This is a genomic window from Roseococcus sp. SYP-B2431, from assembly GCF_004336745.1.
In the GTDB taxonomy this organism is placed as follows: Bacteria; Pseudomonadota; Alphaproteobacteria; order Acetobacterales; family Acetobacteraceae; genus Roseococcus.
This window is the reverse complement of the sequence record NZ_SJXD01000003.1, coordinates 1-19275: the sequence shown is the minus strand read 5'-3', so window position 1 is coordinate 19275 and position 19275 is coordinate 1. Positions and strand designations below refer to the sequence as shown.

Annotated in this window: 19 protein-coding genes; 8 read left to right on the top strand and 11 right to left on the bottom strand. The window is 65.7% G+C overall.

Annotated elements, in window-relative coordinates; genetic code table 11:
- The first annotated feature begins 62 nt into the window (after positions 1-62).
- A complete protein-coding gene (locus tag EJV46_RS01010) occupies positions 63-563 on the top strand; it encodes a hypothetical protein (RefSeq protein WP_131546731.1) in 501 nt (166 codons plus the stop codon).
- Positions 564-680: 117 nt separating this feature from the next.
- Here the strand turns inward: EJV46_RS01010 and EJV46_RS01005 are convergent, their stop codons facing one another.
- Both EJV46_RS01005 and EJV46_RS01000 read right to left on the bottom strand, forming a co-directional pair.
- Positions 681-1055: a RidA family protein gene (locus tag EJV46_RS01005; protein WP_131546730.1), complete on the bottom strand. Its 375-nt coding sequence runs from the start codon at positions 1053-1055 to the stop codon at positions 681-683.
- Positions 1056-1198: 143 nt separating this feature from the next.
- Positions 1199-2140, bottom strand: a complete 942-nt coding sequence (locus EJV46_RS01000) for a tripartite tricarboxylate transporter substrate binding protein (protein WP_165585259.1) — start codon at positions 2138-2140, stop codon at positions 1199-1201.
- Between EJV46_RS01000 and EJV46_RS00995 the strand changes: the two genes are divergently transcribed.
- Entirely contained in the window at positions 2130-3176 is a 1047-nt protein-coding gene (locus tag EJV46_RS00995; RefSeq protein ID WP_206020669.1) for an amidohydrolase, read from the top strand. The two genes, EJV46_RS01000 and EJV46_RS00995, sit on opposite strands and share 11 nt — an antisense overlap.
- 234 nt (positions 3177-3410) lie before the next feature.
- On the opposite strand, the gene EJV46_RS00990 is transcribed toward EJV46_RS00995, so the two are convergent.
- Both EJV46_RS00990 and EJV46_RS00985 read right to left on the bottom strand, forming a co-directional pair.
- Positions 3411-3572 carry a recombinase family protein gene (locus EJV46_RS00990; protein WP_131546727.1) on the bottom strand — a complete coding sequence of 54 codons (162 nt, stop codon included), beginning with the start codon at positions 3570-3572 and terminating at the stop codon, positions 3411-3413.
- Between the two features lie 69 nt (positions 3573-3641).
- Positions 3642-4220 carry a hypothetical protein gene (locus tag EJV46_RS00985; protein ID WP_131546726.1) on the bottom strand — a complete coding sequence of 193 codons (579 nt, stop codon included), beginning with the start codon at positions 4218-4220 and terminating at the stop codon, positions 3642-3644.
- A gap of 270 nt (positions 4221-4490) precedes the next feature.
- Between EJV46_RS00985 and EJV46_RS00980 the strand changes: the two genes are divergently transcribed.
- Positions 4491-4793, top strand: a complete 303-nt coding sequence (locus EJV46_RS00980; RefSeq protein ID WP_131546725.1) for a SemiSWEET family sugar transporter — start codon at positions 4491-4493, stop codon at positions 4791-4793.
- 32 nt (positions 4794-4825) lie between these two features.
- Here EJV46_RS00980 and EJV46_RS00975 read toward each other — a convergent pair whose 3' ends face one another.
- Together EJV46_RS00975 and EJV46_RS00970 are read right to left on the bottom strand one after the other, a co-directional pair.
- Positions 4826-5488, bottom strand: a complete 663-nt coding sequence (locus tag EJV46_RS00975; protein WP_240782347.1) for a recombinase family protein — start codon at positions 5486-5488, stop codon at positions 4826-4828.
- A 23-nt stretch (positions 5489-5511) separates the two neighbouring features.
- Positions 5512-6237, bottom strand: coding sequence for a DUF3489 domain-containing protein (locus EJV46_RS00970; RefSeq protein ID WP_131546723.1), 726 nt, complete (start codon positions 6235-6237; stop codon positions 5512-5514).
- A 292-nt stretch (positions 6238-6529) separates the two neighbouring features.
- Between EJV46_RS00970 and EJV46_RS22985 the strand changes: the two genes are divergently transcribed.
- Positions 6530-6745 (top strand): hypothetical protein, encoded by a 216-nt coding sequence (locus tag EJV46_RS22985; protein ID WP_131546722.1) that lies wholly within the window; start codon positions 6530-6532, stop codon positions 6743-6745.
- Between the two features lie 104 nt (positions 6746-6849).
- Here the strand turns inward: EJV46_RS22985 and EJV46_RS00960 are convergent, their stop codons facing one another.
- Genes EJV46_RS00960 through EJV46_RS00950 form a run of 3 tightly spaced genes read right to left on the bottom strand, consistent with a single transcriptional unit; the run spans position 6850 to position 10998 of the window.
- Positions 6850-7506, bottom strand: coding sequence for an SOS response-associated peptidase (locus EJV46_RS00960; RefSeq protein WP_131546721.1), 657 nt, complete (start codon positions 7504-7506; stop codon positions 6850-6852).
- A gap of 9 nt (positions 7507-7515) precedes the next feature.
- Positions 7516-10752, bottom strand: a complete 3237-nt coding sequence (locus EJV46_RS00955) for an error-prone DNA polymerase (RefSeq protein ID WP_131546734.1) — start codon at positions 10750-10752, stop codon at positions 7516-7518.
- A 3-nt stretch (positions 10753-10755) separates the two neighbouring features.
- The gene (locus tag EJV46_RS00950) at positions 10756-10998 is read right to left on the bottom strand and encodes a hypothetical protein (protein ID WP_131546720.1); all 243 of its coding nucleotides are present in this window, start codon (positions 10996-10998) and stop codon (positions 10756-10758) included.
- Here EJV46_RS00950 and EJV46_RS00945 point away from each other — a divergent pair.
- The 4 genes from EJV46_RS00945 (at position 10997) to ligD (ending at position 15228) form a co-directional block, all read left to right on the top strand.
- Complete coding sequence (locus EJV46_RS00945) at positions 10997-11695, top strand: SOS response-associated peptidase (protein WP_131546719.1); 699 nt, start codon at positions 10997-10999, stop codon at positions 11693-11695. The genes EJV46_RS00950 and EJV46_RS00945 overlap by 2 nt on opposite strands.
- Positions 11696-11923: 228 nt before the next feature.
- A complete protein-coding gene (locus EJV46_RS00940) occupies positions 11924-12403 on the top strand; it encodes an Hsp20 family protein (RefSeq protein WP_131546733.1) in 480 nt (159 codons plus the stop codon).
- Positions 12404-12458: 55 nt separating this feature from the next.
- On the top strand, positions 12459-12869 hold the full coding sequence (locus EJV46_RS22605) for a hypothetical protein (protein ID WP_165585258.1): 411 nt from the start codon (positions 12459-12461) through the stop codon (positions 12867-12869).
- Between the two features lie 457 nt (positions 12870-13326).
- On the top strand, positions 13327-15228 hold the full coding sequence (gene ligD, locus EJV46_RS00930; RefSeq protein WP_131546718.1) for a DNA ligase D: 1902 nt from the start codon (positions 13327-13329) through the stop codon (positions 15226-15228).
- 39 nt (positions 15229-15267) lie between these two features.
- On the opposite strand, the gene xth is transcribed toward ligD, so the two are convergent.
- Positions 15268-16113 (bottom strand): exodeoxyribonuclease III, encoded by an 846-nt coding sequence (gene xth / locus EJV46_RS00925; protein WP_240782346.1) that lies wholly within the window; start codon positions 16111-16113, stop codon positions 15268-15270.
- A 283-nt stretch (positions 16114-16396) separates the two neighbouring features.
- Positions 16397-17740 carry a hypothetical protein gene (locus EJV46_RS00920; protein ID WP_131546717.1) on the bottom strand — a complete coding sequence of 448 codons (1344 nt, stop codon included), beginning with the start codon at positions 17738-17740 and terminating at the stop codon, positions 16397-16399.
- Positions 17741-19275: the final 1535 nt, after the last annotated feature.

Sequence of the window (19275 nt, the reverse complement as noted above, 5' to 3'; positions counted from 1 at the left end):
AGCTACGCGGCCACCGCCGCCCGGCGCGCCGAGGAGCCCGCGACGAGCGCGGGAGAGCCGGCATGACCCAGGGTCTTCCCTACCGTCCGACCGAGGAGCAGCGGCGCACTGTGCGGGCGATGTCGGGCTATGGCATCCCGCAGGAGGACATCGCGACCTTCTTCGATATCGATGCCAAGACACTGCGCAAGCACTTCCGCAACGAGATCGACAAGGGCTCGATCGAGGCGACGAGCAAGGTCGCGCAGTCGCTGTTCCGGATGGCGACGGAGGGCAAGAACGTCGCCGCGGCGATCTTCTGGATGAAGGCACGGGCCGGGTGGCGCGAGAAGCAGCAGGTCGAGCATGGCTTCACGCCCGGCGCGGTCATCAGCGGCGGCTACCCACCGGAGGAGATGACCGATGAGGAGCTGATGCGGATCATCCGTCTCGAGCAGGATCGGGATGACGACGATCCTAGGGCGCGCAGTCCGAGGCGCCGCACCAGTTTCGCCATCGACATGCCGCCCGAGATGACCGCGGAGGAATGGACGGAGCGCTTCGCTCCAAAGCCCAAGCCATAGCCGCCGCTCCCATCGCATCTGTTCAACACCGACCAACGACCGTTGATCGGTTGTGAACAGGGCCACCCGCGACTCCACGGCCCACTCGGCACTCAAGATGGACCCCGTTGCCGGTGGCTAATCGGCCAACGCCGTGCAGGCAAAGCCCACCCGTGCCTCTGTGGGCACGCCGAACAACGCAGTGTGGCGCGCCGGCAGACCGCCCGGAAAATGCTTCACGTACTCGGCGTTGCAGGCACAATAGTCGGCACGATCGCTAATCAGCATGGTTACCTGCACCACGCGATCCAGGCTGCTGCCGGCCTCGCTCAGGATGGTGGCGATGAACGCAATTGAATTGCGAACCTCCTCGGCCGGCGTGGCGCCACGATAGATCCCGCGTTCCGGGTCATGCGGTGCTGAATGGCCTGAGATCCATATTAAGCCACCAGCCTTCACCGCCCGGCTGAACGGGCGCGCAGCGCCCGCGTCCGGCTGTCCGAAGAACTCCATGCCCAATCCTGTCCTCGCTGTTCGATCAATCAGCCGACGGTTCCGCACCTGCTATCCAGGTCGCCGCGGCGACTTCCTTGGTCAAGCCGGCTCAGGGTTTGCTCACCTACCGACGGCGGATCCAATCCTCTACCGGGCTATGGCTACTGCTTCTCGATGCCGGCTGTCTGTATGACGCCCGACCATTTGCGGAGATCTGCCTCCATCTCCGCCCTGAATTCCTCTGGCGTAGACCCCGCGACGGGAACCCCGATCTCGCTGGCCCGCGCACGAACGGCTGGATCATCTGCGGCGGCCCGGAGCGCACGATTGAGGCGCTCTACTACAGCGCGCGGCGTTCCGCGCGGTGCGAACAGGCCTTGCCACGTGTAGGCCTCGACCTCCGGGAGGCCGGCCTCCGCCATCGTGGGAACGCCCGGCAATCCCTCCACGCGCTGCCGCGATGCGACAGCTAGGGCGCGCACCCGCCCGCCGCGGACATAGCCCACGGCCGATGAGGAGGGCGAGAAGCAGAACAGCACCTGGCCGGCGATCATGTCGGTAACCGCAGGCGCCTCTCCCCGGTAGGGTACATGCACCGCCTCGGTGCGGGAGGCGATGCCGAGGAGAACCCCGGACAAATGCATCGGGCTTCCGATCCCGGCCGAGCTATAGGATTGCCGACCAGGCTCACGCCGCAGGATCGCCAGCAGATCATCGACGCTATTGATCGGGCCGTCCGCACGCACCAGCAGCGCGGTGGGGGTCGTCCCGATCGTGGAGATGAACTCGAAGTCAGTTAGAGGATTGAACGGTGGCTCTCGCATCAGCAGAGGCGCGATGAGGTTGCTACCGAGCGAGCCCGCCAGGATCGTATACCCGTCCGACCGGCTTCTTGCGACGGCGGCGGCCCCGACAGTGCCGGCGGCGCCCGTCCGGTTCTCGACGATGATCGTCTGCCCCAGAGATTGAGACATCCGCTCACCCAGAAGGCGCACCACGACATCCGTGGCGCCTCCCGCCGGGAAGGGCACGACCAGCCGGATCGGGCGATCGGGATAGGACGCATCCTGGGCTGTTCCAGGGCGTGGGACGATGCCCACCATCACTGCCGCAGCCAGACTCCGTCGCCGCATGACCTTCTCCCCGAATGGCGTCTCGCGCCTTGCCGAGGACGATAGGTCGGCGGATAGTCGTTGCCAATGCGGGGGGACGACGGTGAAAGACGATCTGCGGATTGTGGATGCGCATCATCATCTGTGGGATCTCCATGGCGCGATCCGCTATCCGTGGCTGGAACCGCCCTATGTCTCGCGTCACGGCGACCATTCCGCCTTCTGCCGCAGTTACCTGCCCGATGAGTACCGGCGGGACACGTCGCTGCACGATGTGATCGCGACAGTGCATGTCGAGGCGGAATGCGCGCGAGAGCACGACCTCGACGAGACGCGCTGGCTGACTGAGCTCAACGCCCGTCACGGCATGCCGAACGTCCTCGTCGCGCACGCTTGGCTCGACACGCCCGACGCCGAAGAAATAATCGGGCAACAGAGCCGCTTCGCGCTTGTACGTGGAATCCGCTCGAAGCCTGTGACCTCGGCCGGGCCGCGCGAGAGCGTGCGAGGTCAGCCTCGCACGATGCAAGACGACCGCTGGCTGCGGGGACTAGGATTGTTGGAGAAATACCGGCTTTCATGGGATTTGCGCGTGCCTTGGTGGCACCTTGAGGAAGCGGCCGAGGTGGCCGCGATCTATCCGCGCCTGCCCATCGTGCTCAATCACACCGGCTGCTTGTGGGACCGGGATGAGGCGGCAATTGCCACATGGCGCCTCGGCATGAAGGCACTCGCCGCGCTGCCGAACGTCTACTGCAAGCTCTCAGGACTCCTCGTTACCGGAAAACCTTGGACGTTTGCGGACAACGCACCGATCATCCGTGAAGCGATCAGCATCTTTGGGGTTGATCGGTGCATGTTCGCCTCGAATGTTCCGCCCGATACCCTCAAAGGAAGCTGGGACTTCCTCTACACTAACTTCAAGCGTTCGGTTGTGGACTTGCCTCGTGACGATCAGGAAAAGCTATTTTCGCGGAATGCGATGAGGTTTTATCGGATCGAAGTACCATCCGCCGACGGCGCTTGAGGCTCGCCTCCGGCGCAGATCTAGGTTGCCGCGCTGCGAGCCAGCACCCGCGCGATCGTCGTATGCGTCCAGACCGTAGATGCTTTCGACGTAGGTACGCCGCGATCCGTCAGCGCTCGCGCCAGCGCCGCGTGAGAAACGACGCCCTGCCCACGTAAAACCTCCACCTCCAGGGCCAACCGATGCGCGGCCCGCTCGGCCGCCAGCCGCCGCGCCCGGGTCGCAGCAGCCGTGTCAGGGCCTTGCCTTGGCCGGTATCCCCGGTCCCCCCCCTAGCACCGTCCCACGCGCCTTTGCCGCCGCCAGCGCGGCTTTGGTTCGTGCGCTAATCAGCTCGCGCTCCTTCTGTGCCATCGCCGCGTAGATCCGCACCATCAGATCGTCCGCGCCGGGCATGTCCGCAGCACAAATCGAGACGCCATCCTCCAGCTGCTGCGATTGCGTGTGGAGTCCATCCAGCTGGTCTTAGTCTCGAGCGCCTGACTTGCGGTAGGCCGCCAGCGTCTTTGCTACCTGCGCCGTCGCGGCTCGACGCGCCTCGACGTATCTCACCTGGGCGGCAACCTTCTCCGCGTCGAGGGCGGCTTGGCGTTCACCGAACGCAGCCTCCTCGGCCCTCCGCCGCTCATCGACAGCATGCAGTGCAGCCTCGGCTTCGCTCAGGAATGACCGGTCAGGTGGCGGCGGAAGCGGCGCCTTTTTCGCTGATGGTCTCGCAGCGTTCCTCGTCGCCTTCTTCGCTGCTGGTTTCGCTGCCTTCCGCGTCGCCTTCTTCGACGGCACGTCAGGTACCTCAGGAAGCAGCGTCGGCTCTACCTCGAAAGGCCCATCGGAGCCGACCGGTCGTTTCAGAACGGTCTCCGGGTGGGCGGTCGCCGCCGCCACGGCTGCCTCATCGGTCGTGAGCTTGGCATGCCCGTCGGCAAAGACGTTCCGATGGACACCCCAGGCCTGCAGCGCCGCGGCCTGACTCGGCGCTGCCACGATGGTGTCAAAGAAGCCGAAGTGCGCCTGGAAGACCTTCAGCTTGCGGGCCTTCGCCATGACGATCCTATGTGCTGCTCGCCAAGCCTGATGACCTGGCGCCGCCGCTCTCGTGCTCATACATGCGGTCGTGCCCAGACAGGCCGGTGCGCCTTTTTCGATCTAACCCGCATGCCGCTGACGGCCGGCGTGCGCACAATCTTGGCTTGCGCCAGCGCAGAACGCTACCCCCGCCTATGCGACGACTGCACGAGCGGAGCGGAAGTTGCGGGGGGCTCGACGACTAACAAAGGTGGTCGATGGCGCCATGCTGCGGCGGTAAAGCAAACCATGAACTTCGACATCCAGACCTTGCTCGGCGCCGCCGCCACGGCAGCTTCTATTACCAGCTTCACGCCGCAGGCCTGGAAGATCATCAAGACCCGCGACACGTCGAGCATCTCGGCTGGAATGTATGCGCTGACCGTCACGGGCTTCGCGCTCTGGCTGAGCTACGGTGCGGTGCTGGGGCAATGGCCGATCATTATTACCAACATGATCTGCTTAGTGCTGGCGTCCTTCATTCTGGTAATGAAGTTGCTGCCGTCGGAAAAGAAGAATGCCGTGGCTGACGCGATCGATCCGCAGGCCTGACCTCACCACCCCCTGGGCATGAACATTGATCGTCAGCGGAGGCGGTCTATGACCCTGGCCACCGTCGTATGTGTCCAGATGCCGGACGTTCTCGGGGTGGGCACACTTCGCTCGGTTAGAGCTCGAGCCAAAGCAGCGTGGGAGACGACCCCCTGATCACGCAGGGCCTCAATCTCCAGAGCCAGCCGATGCGCAATTTGCTCCGCCTCCAGCCGCCGTGCCTGGGCCGCGGCAGCCGCGTCAGGACCGTGCTTAGGCCGGTACCCCCTGTCCCCACCCAGGGCGGTTCCTCGAGCCTTCGCAGCAGCCAGCGCCGCCTTGGTCCGTGCACTGATCAACTCGCGCTCCTTCTGTGCCATGGCCGCGTAGATCCGCATCATCAGATCATCCGCACCCGGCATGTCCGCCGCCCGGATCGACACGCCGTCTTCCAGCAGCTGCGACAGAGTGTGGGCACGACGGGTGATGCGGTCGAGACGGGCCGCGACCAGCACCGCGCCTAACTGCCGGCACTTGAGGATCGCTGCCTGGAACCCGGGGCGCCGGTCGTCCTTGCCACTGGCAATATCCGAATGCTCCGACACGAGCGTCCAGCCCTGGCTCTCGACGAAGGCCCGCACACTCGCCTGCTGGGCCTCCAGACCCAGCCCGCTCTGACCCTGCTCCGCGGTCGAGACCCGGTAGAGCCCGACCACGTAGCGCGTCCCTGTCCCGCGCATCAGCCGATCACCGCCGGGCTGGTGACGCGGTAGATGCTGTAGCTGCCCTTCGCGCCCTGCTTGCCCGAACCGACCTGCTTGACTCGCTCCAGCACCTCGACCGTGTGGCCCTTCTTCTTCAGGCCAGCAAAGAACCCTCTGATCGTGTGCTGCTGCCAGGCGGTCGCTTCCATCACCTGGGCGATGGTCGCGCCCTCCCCCCGCCGCAGCAGCGTCAGCACCGCCTCCTGCTTCGTGCCAGCGCGCGCTCTGCGCGGGCCGCCATCCGCCCGGGCATGCGTGCGGCCCAGGGCAGCCTTCAGGGCCCCCAGCGCAGCCTCCAGACCATCCTGCGCCTCCCAGGCCGCCACGGCCGCCGACGCTGCCTCACGCAGTCCGTGACGGGTCCGCGGAGCCTCCGCAGTCTCCAGCGCCTCCTCGGCCGCGTTCTCGGCCGCGAGCGCCTCCTGCTGCAAGGCCAGTTCCTCGGCTTCCTCCCCCTGGGTCAGCTCGCGCGGCTCGCAACCGATCTCGCCGGGCGCCCCAGGCTCGATGCCGATGGCGCGCAGGCCGCCAGCGGTGGCCCGCAGGACGATGGGAACGCCGCCTTCGTCCAGCCGCCAGGCAAGGTCACCGTGCTCGGCCGGCGCCGGCACCTCCTCCAGCAGCATATTCTTGAGCATGCTGCGCATGACCGCCTGACGCGCCGCAGCCGGCAGGCTGCTGGGTGCGTCCGCGAGCAGCATCTCGTGCCGGCTCGCCTGGCTGAGGATCAGGGACTGGGTGTCGGAAAGCTTCGTCTTGGTCGGGCTCCGCTCGGCACCCGATGAGCCGGGTGCTACGAGCCCGAGCCCCGCTCAGCGAGGCCGCGCGAAGTGGTGCGCGTGGGTGAGCATTCGCTCGAACTTTCCGCAATAGCAAGCGAGGGGTTGAAACTGGCGGTGTCGACAGTCGGGGCCCTGACAGGAGGCTGCAGGCTGCTTGCAGCCGTGGGAACTCTCCTCGCGTTGTCCATCGTGTGATGATGGAGTTCACAGGATGTTATCGTTCCAAGAGTACGTGGAGACCTGCAGGTTTGAGGATTCACCAGAGGCGGACTTTGTACAGAGGGCCCAGGCCGACGGCCGTGTTGCGGGCGCAAGCTCGTGGGAGGAGCTTCGGGAATACCTTGAGGGCGAGCTAAACGCCGATGCCGAGGAGATGGAGGCGGCCAAGAGCGTCTGGCAGGCATTTGAGCAGGCTCAAGTGCGTTGATCAGACGCGCTACGCTGCCGATGCGGTGGCGCATCTCTTACCAGAATCATCATTACACCCTTCTACCCGCCTCTTGGCGGGGTGAAGATGCTCGTGCCATGGACCTATAACAGCGTGCCCGACTGCCCCGTCGACGGCGGCTTCATCTGCTTCAGCCAGGGGTCCGCGGTGCGGCGCATCTCGATCAAATGATCCGGGAAGCACCGGTTCTGGAACCCGACGACATCCTCGAATGAGCCATGCATCCATCGCTCCCACTCATCCGGCATCAGCAGCACGGGCATGCGGTCGTGCACTGGACGGATCGCCTCGTTGCAGTCCGTCATCACGCCCGAATAGACCGGTCCCCATTCCGCGCTGTCCCGCCATAGCCCCGCCCAGGCGAAGAGCGGCTGGTCCTTCACGCTGAACCAGGTCCGGGTCTTCGAGCCCTTCATGCCTTCGGCCTCGGCGAATTCGGTGACCGGAATCAGGCACCGCCATTCGGGCTTCCGGGCTAAGCCGACCCACATATTCTTCGTCACGTCCGCGATGTTGTTCACCGGCTTCGGCTTGGAGCCGGGCTTCATCGTCTTCAGCCGGAGCGGAAAGCCCCAGACCATGGACTGCAACATGCGCTGACGGTCGGCCTCTCGCACCACCAGGCCGGGTCCGCCCGGGTAGCTTTCCTCCGGCGTGTTGAACGACGCCCTCGGCGCGGTCACGCCGAAGAAGGCGGCGATCGCTGCCGGGTTCTGCCGGACCGTGTAGAGATTGCACATTAGGCCTCCTCAGCGAAAATCGCGGCTGCTGCCTAAGCTCGGCCGCGGACGCTCCGCCCCCGCGCTAGCCTCCTCGGTATCCTCCCCGGCCGTCCAAAGGCTGTCCAGCAGGTCGGACCGATCTATCAAACGCCGCGCGATGACATGCGTGATCGGCACCTCCGCATGTTCCGTCTGGCGTTCCACGACACCTTCCACGACAAGAAGGCGGGCAGCCCGCATCGCAGTCCGATCGCGCTCACCGACATCTTTGAAGACCACGATGTTGGCCTGGCCGTGCTCGTCCTCCACCGTGATAAACACGATCCCCTTGGCCGTGCCGGGCCGCTGGCGCATCAGCACCAGGCCGGGCAGCCGGACCTTGCCGCCGTCGCGGATCCGCTCCATGCGCCGGGTGTCGGCCATCCCCAGGCGGCCCAGGATCGGGCGCAGGAGCTTCAGGGGATGCTGGCGCAGGGTCATTCCGGCCGCCTGGTAGTCGATGATGACCGCCTCGCCCTCATGCTCCGGCGGGAGCGCCGGCGCGGGCTCGGGCAGCAGCGGAGCATCGCCCGCCGCCGTGGTGAAGAGCGGGCCCGGATCGGCGCCGCGGCTCTCGATCGCCGTGGCGTCCCAGCTCGCCTCGCGGCGCGCGCTGCCCATGCTGCAGAAGGCGTCCGCTGCCGCCAGCGCCTCCAGGGCGGGCCGGCCGACGCCGGAGCGCCGTGCAACCTCCTCCACCGACGCGAAGGGGGCGCCATTGCCGCTGCGCCGGGCCTTGGCGATCGCCTTACCGTCCTCCGTGGCCAGATGCGCCACCAGCCGCAGGCCAAGGCGTAAGGCGAGCCGTTCCGTGCTGGCCGGCGCATGCTGCAGGGAGCAGTCCCAATCACTGTGGTTCACGTCGATCGGGTCAACCAGCACGCCGTGGTCGCGCGCATCCCGCACGATCTGCGCCGGCGCGTAGAAACCCATCGGTTGGCTGTTCAGCAGCGCGCAGGCAAAGACCGCCGGATGGTGGCATTTCAGCCAGGACGAGGCATAGGCCAGGTGCGCAAAGCTGGCGGCGTGGCTTTCCGGGAAGCCGTAGCTTCCGAAGCCCTCGATCTGCTTGAAGACCCGTTCGGCGAGCTCGAGCGGGTAACCGCGCCGGGTCATGCCGCCGACCAGCTTCTCCCGGTATTGGCCGACACCTTGGGTGAACTTGAAGGTCGCCATGGCACGCCGGAGCTGGTCGGCCTCATCGGGCGTGAACTTCGCCGCCACGATGGCGATGCGCATGGCCTGCTCCTGGAAGAGCGGCACCCCCAGCGTCTTTTTCAGCACCCGCTCGAGCTCGTCGGCGGGCCCGAAGTCCGGGTGCGGCGCGGGGTAGACGGGCTCCTCCAATCCCCAGCGCCGGCGCAGATAGGGATGCACCATGTCACCCTGGATGGGCCCCGGACGGATGATCGCGATCTGCACGACGATGTCGTAGAAGTTCGTCGGTCGCAGGCGGGGAAGCATGTTCATCTGCGCCCGGCTCTCGATCTGGAAGACGCCCAGCGTGTCGGCCCGGCGCAGCATCGCGTACACGTCCGGGCATTCCCGCGGGATGCTGGCGAGGTCGTGCGCGAGCCGGTGATGCCGCTGGAGCAGCTCGAAGCCGCGCCGCAGGCAGGAGAGCATCCCCAGGGCCAGGATATCGACCTTCAACAGGCCGAGCGCATCGATGTCGTCCTTGTCCCACTCCATGACGGTCCGGCCGGCCATGGCGGCATTTCCCACGACGGCGGTTTCGATCAGCGGGCCGCGGGTGATCACGAAGCCGCCGGTGTGGGTGGCGAGATGCCGCGGGAAGTTCTGGATCTCGTCGTACAGCTCGACCGCCAGTCTCAGGAGGTGGTCGGAGGCGTCCAGGCCCGCGGCCTGCAGCGCCTCGCCGAAGCCCTGGTCCTCCATGCTCTCCATCGCGCCGGCCAGGCGTTTGGTCGTGTTCTCCGTCAGCCCGAGCGCCTTACCCACCTCGCGGATGGCGGATTTCGACCGGTAGCGGATGACGGTGGCGACGATGGCGGCGCGGTCGCGGCCGTAGGTCTCATAGATGTGCTGGATGACCTCCTCGCGCCGCTCGTGCTCGAAGTCGACGTCGATGTCGGGCGGCTCGGCGCGGGAGGCAGAGACGAAGCGCTCGAAGAGCAGGTCGTGCTTGCTGGGATCCACCGCGGTGATGCCGAGCACGTAGCAGATGGCGGAGTTCGCGGCGGAGCCTCGCCCCTGGCAGAGGATGCCCCGCCGCCGCGCGAAGCGCACCACCTCGTCGACCGTGAGGAAGTAGGGCGCGTATTCCAGCTGGCCGATCAGCCGGAGTTCGTGCTGCAGGCGGGCGGGAATTCCATGTGGCGCACCCTCGGGCCAGCGCTCCGCCACCGCGACCGCCACGCGTCGCTCCAGGGTCTGCTGAGGGGTCAGGCCCGGATCCAGGATCTCGTCGGGGTATTCGTGCCGGAGCTCGTCCAGCGAGAAGCCAGAGCCTGCCTCCAGCACGTCGAGCGAGGCGGCCAACGCGTCCGGATGGCCCTCGAACAGCCGGGCCATCTCCCGTGGGGACTTCAGGTGCCGCTCGCTGTTTGGCTCGGCCCTGAAGCCGAGGTTAGACACTGTGGTGCCGTGGCGAACGGCGGAAAGGAGGTCGGCCAGGCGGCGCCGCCCCGGGTCGTGAAAGCGGACATCATTGGTGGCGAGGAGCCGCGCCCCGGCTGCGCTGGCCAGGCCCACCAGAACCTCCAGGCGATGCCGGTCGGCGCCGAGGCGAGGACTGGCGCCGGCCACCATCAGCGGCAGCGCCAGGCGGCCATGGAAGTCGGCGGCATCCGCCTTGAGGCGGTGGACCAGGGCCGCGTCCGTCTCGCCCCGTGGGACCATGGCGATGGCCCAATCCTGGGCGTGCTCCAGCAGCTCGGCCCGGCCGACATCGAACTCGCCCTTGTGAGCGCACATCTTGCCGATGGAGAGCAGCCGCGCGAGCCGTCCATAACCGAGGCGGCTGGTGGGCCAGACCAGATACTCCTGCCCACCGGACAGGATTAACCGCGAACCCACGATGAAGCGCAGGCTCAACCCTTTTGCCGCGACGTGCCCCCGCACGACGCCGGCGAGGGTGTTGGTGTCGCAGATGCCGATGCCCACATGGCCGAGGGCATGGGCCCGGGCGGCCATCTCCTCGGGATGCGATGCACCGTCCAGGAGGGAGAAGTTGGACCGGGCGCCGACCTCCGCGTAGGACATCAACTAGGTGCTGTGCGGCAGACCCGGCGGGCGCCGCATGACCACGAAGCCAGCCCGATCCAGATGGGCGGCCAAGTGATCCGCGGCGATGCCGGTCGCGAAGTCCCAGCCGGCGGAGGAGCGCCTCGGCTTGCCGCGCTCGTCATGGCTGAGGGCATAGGCCAGCGCGTCGGCAATCTCCTTGGGCGAAGCGCGGACGAGCTGCACCGGATCGGCGGGGGCGGGCTGGGCTGTATCGTCTTGCATGGCACGTCCGCTGATGTTCTTATTATGTTCTATTCCGTCTGTTGAGCCCGCGTCGAGTCAGGACGGACTGTGGAAGCTGGGGATAACTGACCGGAGCACCGTCGGTGCTCGTTGGGAAAAGGATCAGCCGATGTTGCCCGCGGTGGCAGAAAATGACTTCGACCTCGGCGATGGCCGGCCTGGCTCCCTGGGACTGGTGATCCGGCGCCACCCTGAAACCGGTGAACGCCGCATGGACAAACTGATCTGGGGGCTGCTGCCGCACGACACCCTGGATCCGCGTTCCGCGCCCCGGCCGACCCACGCCCGGGCAGAGACAATCGCGACCCATCCAGTGTTTACCGGTGCATTCCGAGCGCGGCGCGCGATCGTCCCCGCGACCGAGTTCTACCTGCGCAACACGCAGGGCGCCCGCGGTCCGCGCCGCTATGCCGTCGCGCGCCGGGACGGGGAGCCCCTGGGCCTTGCCGCGTTGTGGGAGGGCTTTCGCTGGCCGAACGGCAGGGTGACGCGCTCCTACTGCATTGTCACCGTGGCGGCGAACGAGATGATCGCGCCCTTCCACGATCGAATGCCGCTGGTGCTGGAGAAGGCGGACGTCGGCGTCTGGCTGGGCGAGGTCGCCGGAGACCCCGCCGCACTGCTGCGGCCTCCCGCCGCAGATGTGCTGGGCTGCCGCTCACTCGGCCGAGGGTAGCTTCTTGAGCTGTGGTGAAGGGGATCTAACGAGCGCAGCCCTGCCAACTAGATCAGCAGCGCCAGTGCTTGCATCTGCTGCATGGCGTTATGCGTTTAAGCTGGATCTAAGGGCATCTTGAACGGCCTCGGCTGAAAAATACCTTTATCGCCGTCGAGGCTCAGAGAGCTCGACGAGGCGCCGGTTGCGCCGGCGTTCGTACCCATGTTGCTCAAGGAGGATATGGATATGAGAGCCTTAGATTTCGCTCCGCTGTACCGTTCGACCGTCGGTTTCGATCGGCTCTTCGAGCGGCTCGAGAACAGCGTTCGCTCCGAATGGCCTCCGTACGATATCGAGAGGCTGGATGACAACGCATATCGCATCAGCATGGCGGTCGCCGGCTTCTTGCCGGAAGACCTGGAGCTGACGCAGCAGGGCGGCGTACTCGTCGTCACGGGAAAGAAGGAAGCGGAGAACGGCCAGCGGAGCGGCATGCTTCACCAGGGGCTCGCCTTCCGAAGCTTCCGGCAGAGCTTCAACCTTGCCGACCACCTGAAGGTGACGCGGGCGAATCTCGTCAACGGCATGCTGACCATCGACCTGGTGCGCGAGATCCCCGAGGCGCTACAGCCGCGCCGAATCGCGATCGGTACAAGCCCCGGAGCCGAGCATTCCGGGGAAGTCGTCGCCTCACTCGGGACCCAGACGGCCGCCCAGGCCGCCTGACTCGCCAGCAGGTGCCTTCCGGCAGGCCGGGGGCATCGACCCATGGAGAAGGAAAATGCGAAGCCAACACGAGGCCGGGCGGTTGCCAGATGCGCTTTCCGCAATGCTCGCCCATCCCGCCTATGCACACCCCGACGACGTCGTGGAGGACGCAGGACTGACGCTGGCCGAAAAGCGCGAGATCCTCGCATCCTGGGTGTCGGATGCGAACGCGGTACAGGACCGCCCTTGGCTACGTCAGCTCAATAGTGGCTTTCAGGTTCAAACTCGTGAGATCGTCGAGGCGCTGAAGATGCTCGATGGGCTCGAGCGGGCGGTCCGACACCAAGCTGTCCGGCGGAATGGTCAGGGCGGCACGGATGACGATGACGACCCTCCGCCCTGTCCCGTCGGAGCCAGGCCGCCGCCCGGTGAGGGGCCGGGCGGCTCTCGGGCCGCAGTTGCCAGGCAGCTAATTCCTGCCTGACCCCTTAAGGATGCGCCGCGCCGGACCGCTCCTCCAGCTCGTACTTGCGCCTCACAGGAGACGCCCGGAGCAAGAGGGTCCGGTCCGGGGGAACTTCGGGGATCATTTCCATAGGTCCGCTCCTCGCGGATCCGGCCATTGGCGCTGTGCAGCACGGCCTGGCCAAGCCCCCCTTCCGGACGAGCGGCGCGCCCTCGTGCCTCGGCGCCAGCCTCACTGGTCAGTTGCGTGGCGTGCTGGGCGACGACTTCCGTCTTCTTCCACCGTCCGACCCTGGCCATTCTTCTCCGGAACGGAATGGAGGATTCTGCGGGAGAGCAGTGACATGGCGCGCTCTTCTCTGAGCTTAGGTTAGAGCAAGGCGCCCACCGCCCATTGGACGCGCCAAACCCGCGGGAAACTTCGGAAAAACTGCGCCGTTCGAGTCGCTTCCAGAGCAGTAATCGGACCGCAGACAATGCCCATGCTCGCGCGAAAACCCGGTGTTTATGCCCCAGCGCCGCGGCGCCTCGCGAAAGCCTCGCCCAAGCTAAGAGAGGTGCTGCCGCTGCCGGTCTTCCGGCCGCCGCAGCTGGCGACGCTGGTGGATCACGTGCCCGCCGGCGACCGCTGGATCCACGAAATGAAGTTCGATGGATACCGCGTCCAGCTGGCGATAACGATGGGACAGGCCCGCGCCTACACCCGATCCGGCCTGGACTGGTCGGAGAAGTTCGCGCCGATCGTCGCCGCGGCACAGGATCTGAAGGTCAGCTCCGCGCTAATTGATGGCGAGGCGGTGGTGCTGGATGCGCAGGGACGCTCCGACTTCCAGGCCCTGCAGCAGACGCTCAAGGGCGGCAAGGCGAACCTCACCTTCTTTGCGTTCGACCTCCTAGAGCTGGACGGCGAGGATATGACCGGCCTGCCGCAGATTGAGCGCAAGCGCCGCCTGGAAGCGATCGTGAACCCCGCCAGCACCGGCATCGTCCGGTATTCCCAACACATCGTCGGCCGCGGCGAAGAATTGCTGACAAAGTTCTGCGGGCTCGGCCTCGAGGGCGTCATCTCGAAGCTGGCCGACGCGCGCTATGTGGCCACCCGCGGGGGAGCCTGGCTGAAGACGAAGTGCCTCCAGAGACAGGAGTTCGTGGTCGCGGGCTGGACCGAGTCCGACAAGGCCCGCGAGTTCCGGTCGTTGATCCTGGCTGTGAACGAGGGCGGCGTGCTCCGCTACGCGGGCAAGGTGGGTACGGGCTGGAATGCGCGCGAGATGACGCGCGTCCTCAAGATCATGAAGCCGCTGGAGGTCAAAGGGCCAACGGTGCAGGCGCCCACCGCCAAGGTGAAGGCCGCTCACTGGTTGCAGCCCGAGCTGGTTGCCGAGGTTGCCTATGCGGAGATGACCGACGACGGCGAGCTGCGGCACGCCAGCTACATCGGCCTGCGCGAGGACAAGAAGCCCGAAGCGGTGGTTGCGGAGAAGCCCAAGCCGCTTGCGGCTGCCACCTCCGCAACGCCGGCCATCGCCATCAGCAATCCCGATCGCGTGCTCTTCCCGGAAGCGGGGATCACCAAGGGACAGCTGGCGGCTTACTACCGCCAGATCGCCGACGTGATGCTCCCCTGGTGCGCCGAGCGGCCGTTGACGCTCATCCGGTGTCCGCAGGGGCGCGCGAAGAAGTGCTTTTTCCAGAAGCACGACGCAGGCGCCTTCGGCGACACCGTCAAGCAGGTCGCCATCCGCGAGAAGAACGGCACCAGCGAGAGCTACATGTTCATCGAGAGCCCGGACGGGCTCCTGACTTGTGTGCAGAACGGCACAATCGAGTTTCACGGCTGGGGCTCGCGCATCGAGGATGTCGAGAAGGCGGATCGTCTGGTGTTCGATCTCGATCCCGATGAGGGACTAGGCTTTCAGGCCGTGCGTGACGCCGCGGTGGAGTTCCGGGATCTGCTTCGCGAGCTGGGCCTGGAGACCTTCCCCATGGTGACCGGCGGCAAGGGCGTGCATGTCATCGCGCCGCTGACGCCACAGGCCGAGTGGCCGCAGGTGAAGGACTTTGCCCACCGCTTCGCGCGCGCTGCGGCGCTGGCGCAGCCCAAGCGCTTCACGGCCGAACTATCCAAGGCACGCCGGAAGGGGCGCATCTTCGTGGACTACCTGCGGAACCAGCGGGGCGCGACTGCCGTCATGCCCTTCGCCGTTCGGGCTCGTCCGGGCGCTCCGGTTGCCGTTCCGATCACCTGGGACGAGCTGCGGTCGCTTGACCGTGCCGACCACTGGCACATCGGGGACGCCGCGGAACTCACAAGACGCGCCGCCTCGAAGGCGCTGACGGGCTGGGGGCGAGGCAATCAGGCTCTACCCGACAGGTGAGCGTCGTGCTTGTGCTGGCCCGTTCCGGCCTAAGAACGGTTAGCCAGCACGCCGCCGGCTCTTTGAGTTTTTCGGGACGGCTGCCTTCTCTCGCAGGGTTATCCAGGCCGGGGCGTGGTCGCTCGCGCCGTCCTGACCGCGGACCCCTCGATCCACGCCACCATTCGCAAGGCGGGCGCGCAGGACCGGGCTCACCAGCAGGTGATCGATACGAAGGCCGGCATCGCGCGACCAAGCCTCCCGCTTATAGTCCCAGAAGGTGTACGGCGCATTCCGCGGATACATTTCCCGGAGAGCATCGGTCCAGCCTTGAGCAAGGAGCTCATGATAAAATTTACGCGGCGCTGGCTGTAGGAGCGCGTCACGGGCCCAAGATCGGACGGCATAAATGTCGGCATCGGTGGGCACCACGTTGAAATCCCCCGCCAGCACGACTGGGGCTTGAGCAACTATGAGCGTCCCGGCATGGGCCGCTAACCGGGCCATCCACTCGAGCTTGTAGTCAAACTTGGGCCCAGGGTGAGGATTGCCATTGGGCGCGTAGATGCATCCCACCAACACGCCGCGCACGGCGGCCTCGATGTAGCGCGCCTGTGAGTCGTCCGGGTCACCAGGCAACGCTCGACGTGTGACAATCGGCTCCGTCCCGCGCGCGAGGATCGCGACCCCATTCCAGGTCGGCTGCCCCTGCCAGGCAGCGTGATAGCCCGCGTCATTGATGGCACTCACCGGAAACGCGGCCTGAGCCGCCTTTAGCTCCTGCAAGCACACAACGTCCGGCTGGCTTTCCGCAAGCCACGACAAGAGATTTGGCAGCCGCCGCACCACGTTGTTGATGTTGTAGGTAGCTATTTTCAGACGAGTTGTCCCCTGGCGCTGCCTCAAGGAATTCCCGGGCGGCACTACGGTTGCCAGCGCGGCCAGCCGCAGCAACCTGCTCGGCCCTTGCGCCTTAGCGATCGCGCCTGTGCGGCTCCCGGCTCACGCCAGCGGCCAAAGGAGGCAAGCCGTATGCGCACGCTCCCGCAGCGAAGGATGTAGCGGCGGCTTCCGGAGCGCATCTAAGCGGGCTCAAAGGCAGCAGGAGGGCGCGCCCGGAGCCAGAGGGGCGCATGGTCAGACCCGGATGCGTCGCCCCGGCAGGTGACGAGGACAGCGCCACTTCGGTTCAAGCGATCGGCTGGTTCCAGAACGGCGCATTGGGGCCCGTCGGAGCCGCGGGCGGCGGCACGGGCTTCCCCGGCGCGTGATGTGGCGGCGGCGGCGGTGGCTCCGGCCATTCCATGTCCCATTCCTGGCCCCAGTCTGGCGGCGGCGGCAGGTCGTCTGGCGTCGGCGGCGAGCTGTCCTGCTCGGCGATGCTCTTCTTCAGGTCGGCGATGGCCTCCTCGTCGAGCCCGAACTCGTCGCGCAGGTGGCGATCGTCTGGAATTCGGCCCTTGTCACGAATCTCCTTCTGCAGCTCCTCCATCTTATCCTTCATGCGGTCCATCTCGATGCCGAGCTGGCCTGCGACCAGGGCGCCCTGCAGGCCCAGGCTCAGCGCTGTGCCGCCGACGCCGGACACGGCATTGCCGACATGCACCAGATCCGATCCGACGTCGGCCACTGCCATACCGATGCCGGCCAAGCCGCGCGCGGTGTGGCCACGCAGGATGTCCTCCACCCCCGCCACCGCGTCCTTGGCGGAAAAACCCCAGCCTACCACCGGCAGCAGCGACATAGTGCGGCGTGCCGCCGCCTTGGCGCCGGCCCGCAGCAACGCCTTGCCGGTGGCCTTGGCCGCGGCCTTCTCCAGCGCCTCGACGCCGGCGCGACCGGCCGCGCCGGCAACGCGGCGGCCCGCCAGCTTCTCCAACGCCTTCAGTTCCTGCCCAGCGGTCTTCTGACGCAGTCGGTGCGCTGTGGCGCGTAGGATGCCGCGCCGCACCTTGGAGGGCGTGGCCAATTTCTTCGCCGCATTGACGTCGATGAAGTGGATGCCCTTGTCCGCCAACTGTTTCGCCAGTTCCTTGGACAGCCCGGTGGCGTTGCCGGCGGCGTTCGAGATCGCGAGCCGGACCTTGGAAGGCCACTTACCTTTGCCAGCCAGGGCCTGCTCCGCCTCCTTCAACGCGGCGATGCCCCGGTCCATGTCCTTCAGCGCCCAAGGTGGCAGGTGCGCGCGCCCGCGTTCCAGCTTGGTGATGCGGTTCTTTAGCTTCTTGGCGAGATCGCTGGTGAAGGCGCTGACGTCGTTAACAACATGCGCGCCGCCGCCGGCCTTGTTGTCCAGGATCAGGACCGATCCGTCCTTCGGGTTAAAGGCGATCAGGTCCAGGCCCTTGGTAGTGGGTTGGTGCACGCGCTGGGTGCCGCTGCGCGGGAACCGCTGGCTGCCGCCCGGGCCGTAGAGCACGACCCAGCCTTCCTGGCCCAGGAAGAAAGCCGCCTCGCGCTCGCCGAGGCGGCCGATGGCGTGGCTCAGGGGCTCGCCGGTCGCCGATGTCCACTCCGGAACCGGATTGCCCATGTCGATGCCCTCGCCTGGACTGCACGCGACATCCTGGCATGGCCAGTCCGCGATTACACGTGTCCCGGCATATTTCGGGCCCTCCGTGAACCCGAGATCGGGGACGCCAATGACCTGGTGGAGCGGGCGGCTTCCAAGTGCTACGGCTGAGGGCGCGCGGATCAGGTGCTTCCCAATCGGTGAAGCAAACTCCTGTCACCGCTCTGTTTCCAACTTATCCCGAGAAAACCCCTACCGTGCCAGATAGGGAGAGTTTGCTCGGAAGGTGCTGGACATGTTGGAGTGCGCTTCCTTGCTGGCGATATCTCACCAATCAGCCGGCGGGTTGATCTCGTACTAAATAGGGTAAGATAAGACGTCAGATCGTGGAGCCCAGTCGCTATATTTTCCTTTGGCAGGCTGAGCGCCTACCGCCGGTCTCGCTTGGTTCACGATGTTATTAAACCAATGCGCCACTCCACGTTCATATGAGCAGGTATAGGATCCAAAATTAGGATCAAACATAAAATATCTTCTAGCCCGACGGTAGATTGACAAGACGTGGCTACCGCCTGGTGTCCTACGGGATAGTCCCTGGCCAACGTGGATCAAAGCACCCGCATGGGTGCGCAGCGTTTGCGCGACATGCTCCCCACCCACGTAATCCATCGTGACCGTTGTTTCTGGTCCTCGCTGGTTCGCACGGAATGAGGGATACTTCCTGAGAGCAGCAAAGTAGACGGCCCCAAAATCCTGGGACCTACTCTCATACTGCCGAGCCTTATCAGCGATTGATCTACTCGAAAAGGTATAGGGGGTGGCCGCAATCTTTGAAACTAGCCAGTCGGTGCTACAAACACTGCACACACCATGCGCTCCGATTACGAGACTATTAAAACGTGTCAGTCTGACAGAATGAATATTCCAAATCATACCATACCGAGCGCCGCAGATAATACATTATTCGTTCCTTCTGAGAACTTATTGACGCCATAGTGGCTGGTCGATATTCCATTCCGGAGAATGGGACAGGGTCGATCAAAGCGGAGGAGTATAGGCTCTGCCGTATTGGCCAGGTCGTACACCGGTGAACTCCTCTCCCTTCCGGCCGTTGTACGCAGTACAATTTGAGCAGGTTCGCGTCTGGTGCCAATAGGAGAAGCCGATCTCCATGATAGACGCGAGGGAGTGTCCACGGTTTGAACGTAGTCCGGGAGGGCCGAGCGAAAACCTGCGAGAGGTCGTTCGCATCCGGTCACACCTCCTCCGTCCGCTCGCATAGAGCTGCAGCCATTTCGACCGGTCGGGTTGCGCAACCGAGGGCCTAGGTGGACGCCTATGTCCAACCCGACGTTCGCATTCAAAATCATCGGCGGCACCGTCGCCCTCTGCGCTACACTGCTCAGGAGAAGGTCCGGCTTGTCGAGGAGAGCATGCAAGCCTAGTCGAGCCGAGTACGGTTGCGAAGCCGCGCCGTTCCTGATGCAACCCGCATGGGCTGATGACGCTTTCGCCTGCAAAGCGGCGGCGCCGGCCGGCCTGGAGGCGACGTGAAA

Excerpts from the sequence above, each read along its gene's own strand:
- EJV46_RS01010 (WP_131546731.1), top strand. The coding sequence starts at position 63 with ATGACCCAGGGTCTTCCCTACCGTCCGACCGAGGAGCAGCGGCGCACT.
- EJV46_RS01005 (WP_131546730.1), bottom strand. The coding sequence starts at position 1,055 with ATGGAGTTCTTCGGACAGCCGGACGCGGGCGCTGCGCGCCCGTTCAGC.
- EJV46_RS00995 (WP_206020669.1), top strand. The coding sequence starts at position 2,130 with ATGCCCACCATCACTGCCGCAGCCAGACTCCGTCGCCGCATGACCTTC.
- EJV46_RS01000 (WP_165585259.1), bottom strand. The coding sequence starts at position 2,140 with ATGGTGGGCATCGTCCCACGCCCTGGAACAGCCCAGGATGCGTCCTAT.
- EJV46_RS00990 (WP_131546727.1), bottom strand. The coding sequence starts at position 3,572 with ATGCCCGGCGCGGACGATCTGATGGTGCGGATCTACGCGGCGATGGCA.
- EJV46_RS00985 (WP_131546726.1), bottom strand. The coding sequence starts at position 4,220 with ATGGCGAAGGCCCGCAAGCTGAAGGTCTTCCAGGCGCACTTCGGCTTC.
- EJV46_RS00980 (WP_131546725.1), top strand. The coding sequence starts at position 4,491 with ATGAACTTCGACATCCAGACCTTGCTCGGCGCCGCCGCCACGGCAGCT.
- EJV46_RS00970 (WP_131546723.1), bottom strand. The coding sequence starts at position 6,237 with ATGCTGCTCGCGGACGCACCCAGCAGCCTGCCGGCTGCGGCGCGTCAG.
- EJV46_RS22985 (WP_131546722.1), top strand. The coding sequence starts at position 6,530 with ATGTTATCGTTCCAAGAGTACGTGGAGACCTGCAGGTTTGAGGATTCA.
- EJV46_RS00960 (WP_131546721.1), bottom strand. The coding sequence starts at position 7,506 with ATGTGCAATCTCTACACGGTCCGGCAGAACCCGGCAGCGATCGCCGCC.
- EJV46_RS00955 (WP_131546734.1), bottom strand. The coding sequence starts at position 10,752 with ATGTCCTACGCGGAGGTCGGCGCCCGGTCCAACTTCTCCCTCCTGGAC.
- EJV46_RS00945 (WP_131546719.1), top strand. The coding sequence starts at position 10,997 with ATGGCACGTCCGCTGATGTTCTTATTATGTTCTATTCCGTCTGTTGAG.
- EJV46_RS00950 (WP_131546720.1), bottom strand. The coding sequence starts at position 10,998 with ATGCAAGACGATACAGCCCAGCCCGCCCCCGCCGATCCGGTGCAGCTC.
- EJV46_RS00940 (WP_131546733.1), top strand. The coding sequence starts at position 11,924 with ATGAGAGCCTTAGATTTCGCTCCGCTGTACCGTTCGACCGTCGGTTTC.
- EJV46_RS22605 (WP_165585258.1), top strand. The coding sequence starts at position 12,459 with ATGCGAAGCCAACACGAGGCCGGGCGGTTGCCAGATGCGCTTTCCGCA.
- ligD (WP_131546718.1), top strand. The coding sequence starts at position 13,327 with ATGCCCATGCTCGCGCGAAAACCCGGTGTTTATGCCCCAGCGCCGCGG.
- EJV46_RS00920 (WP_131546717.1), bottom strand. The coding sequence starts at position 17,740 with ATGGGCAATCCGGTTCCGGAGTGGACATCGGCGACCGGCGAGCCCCTG.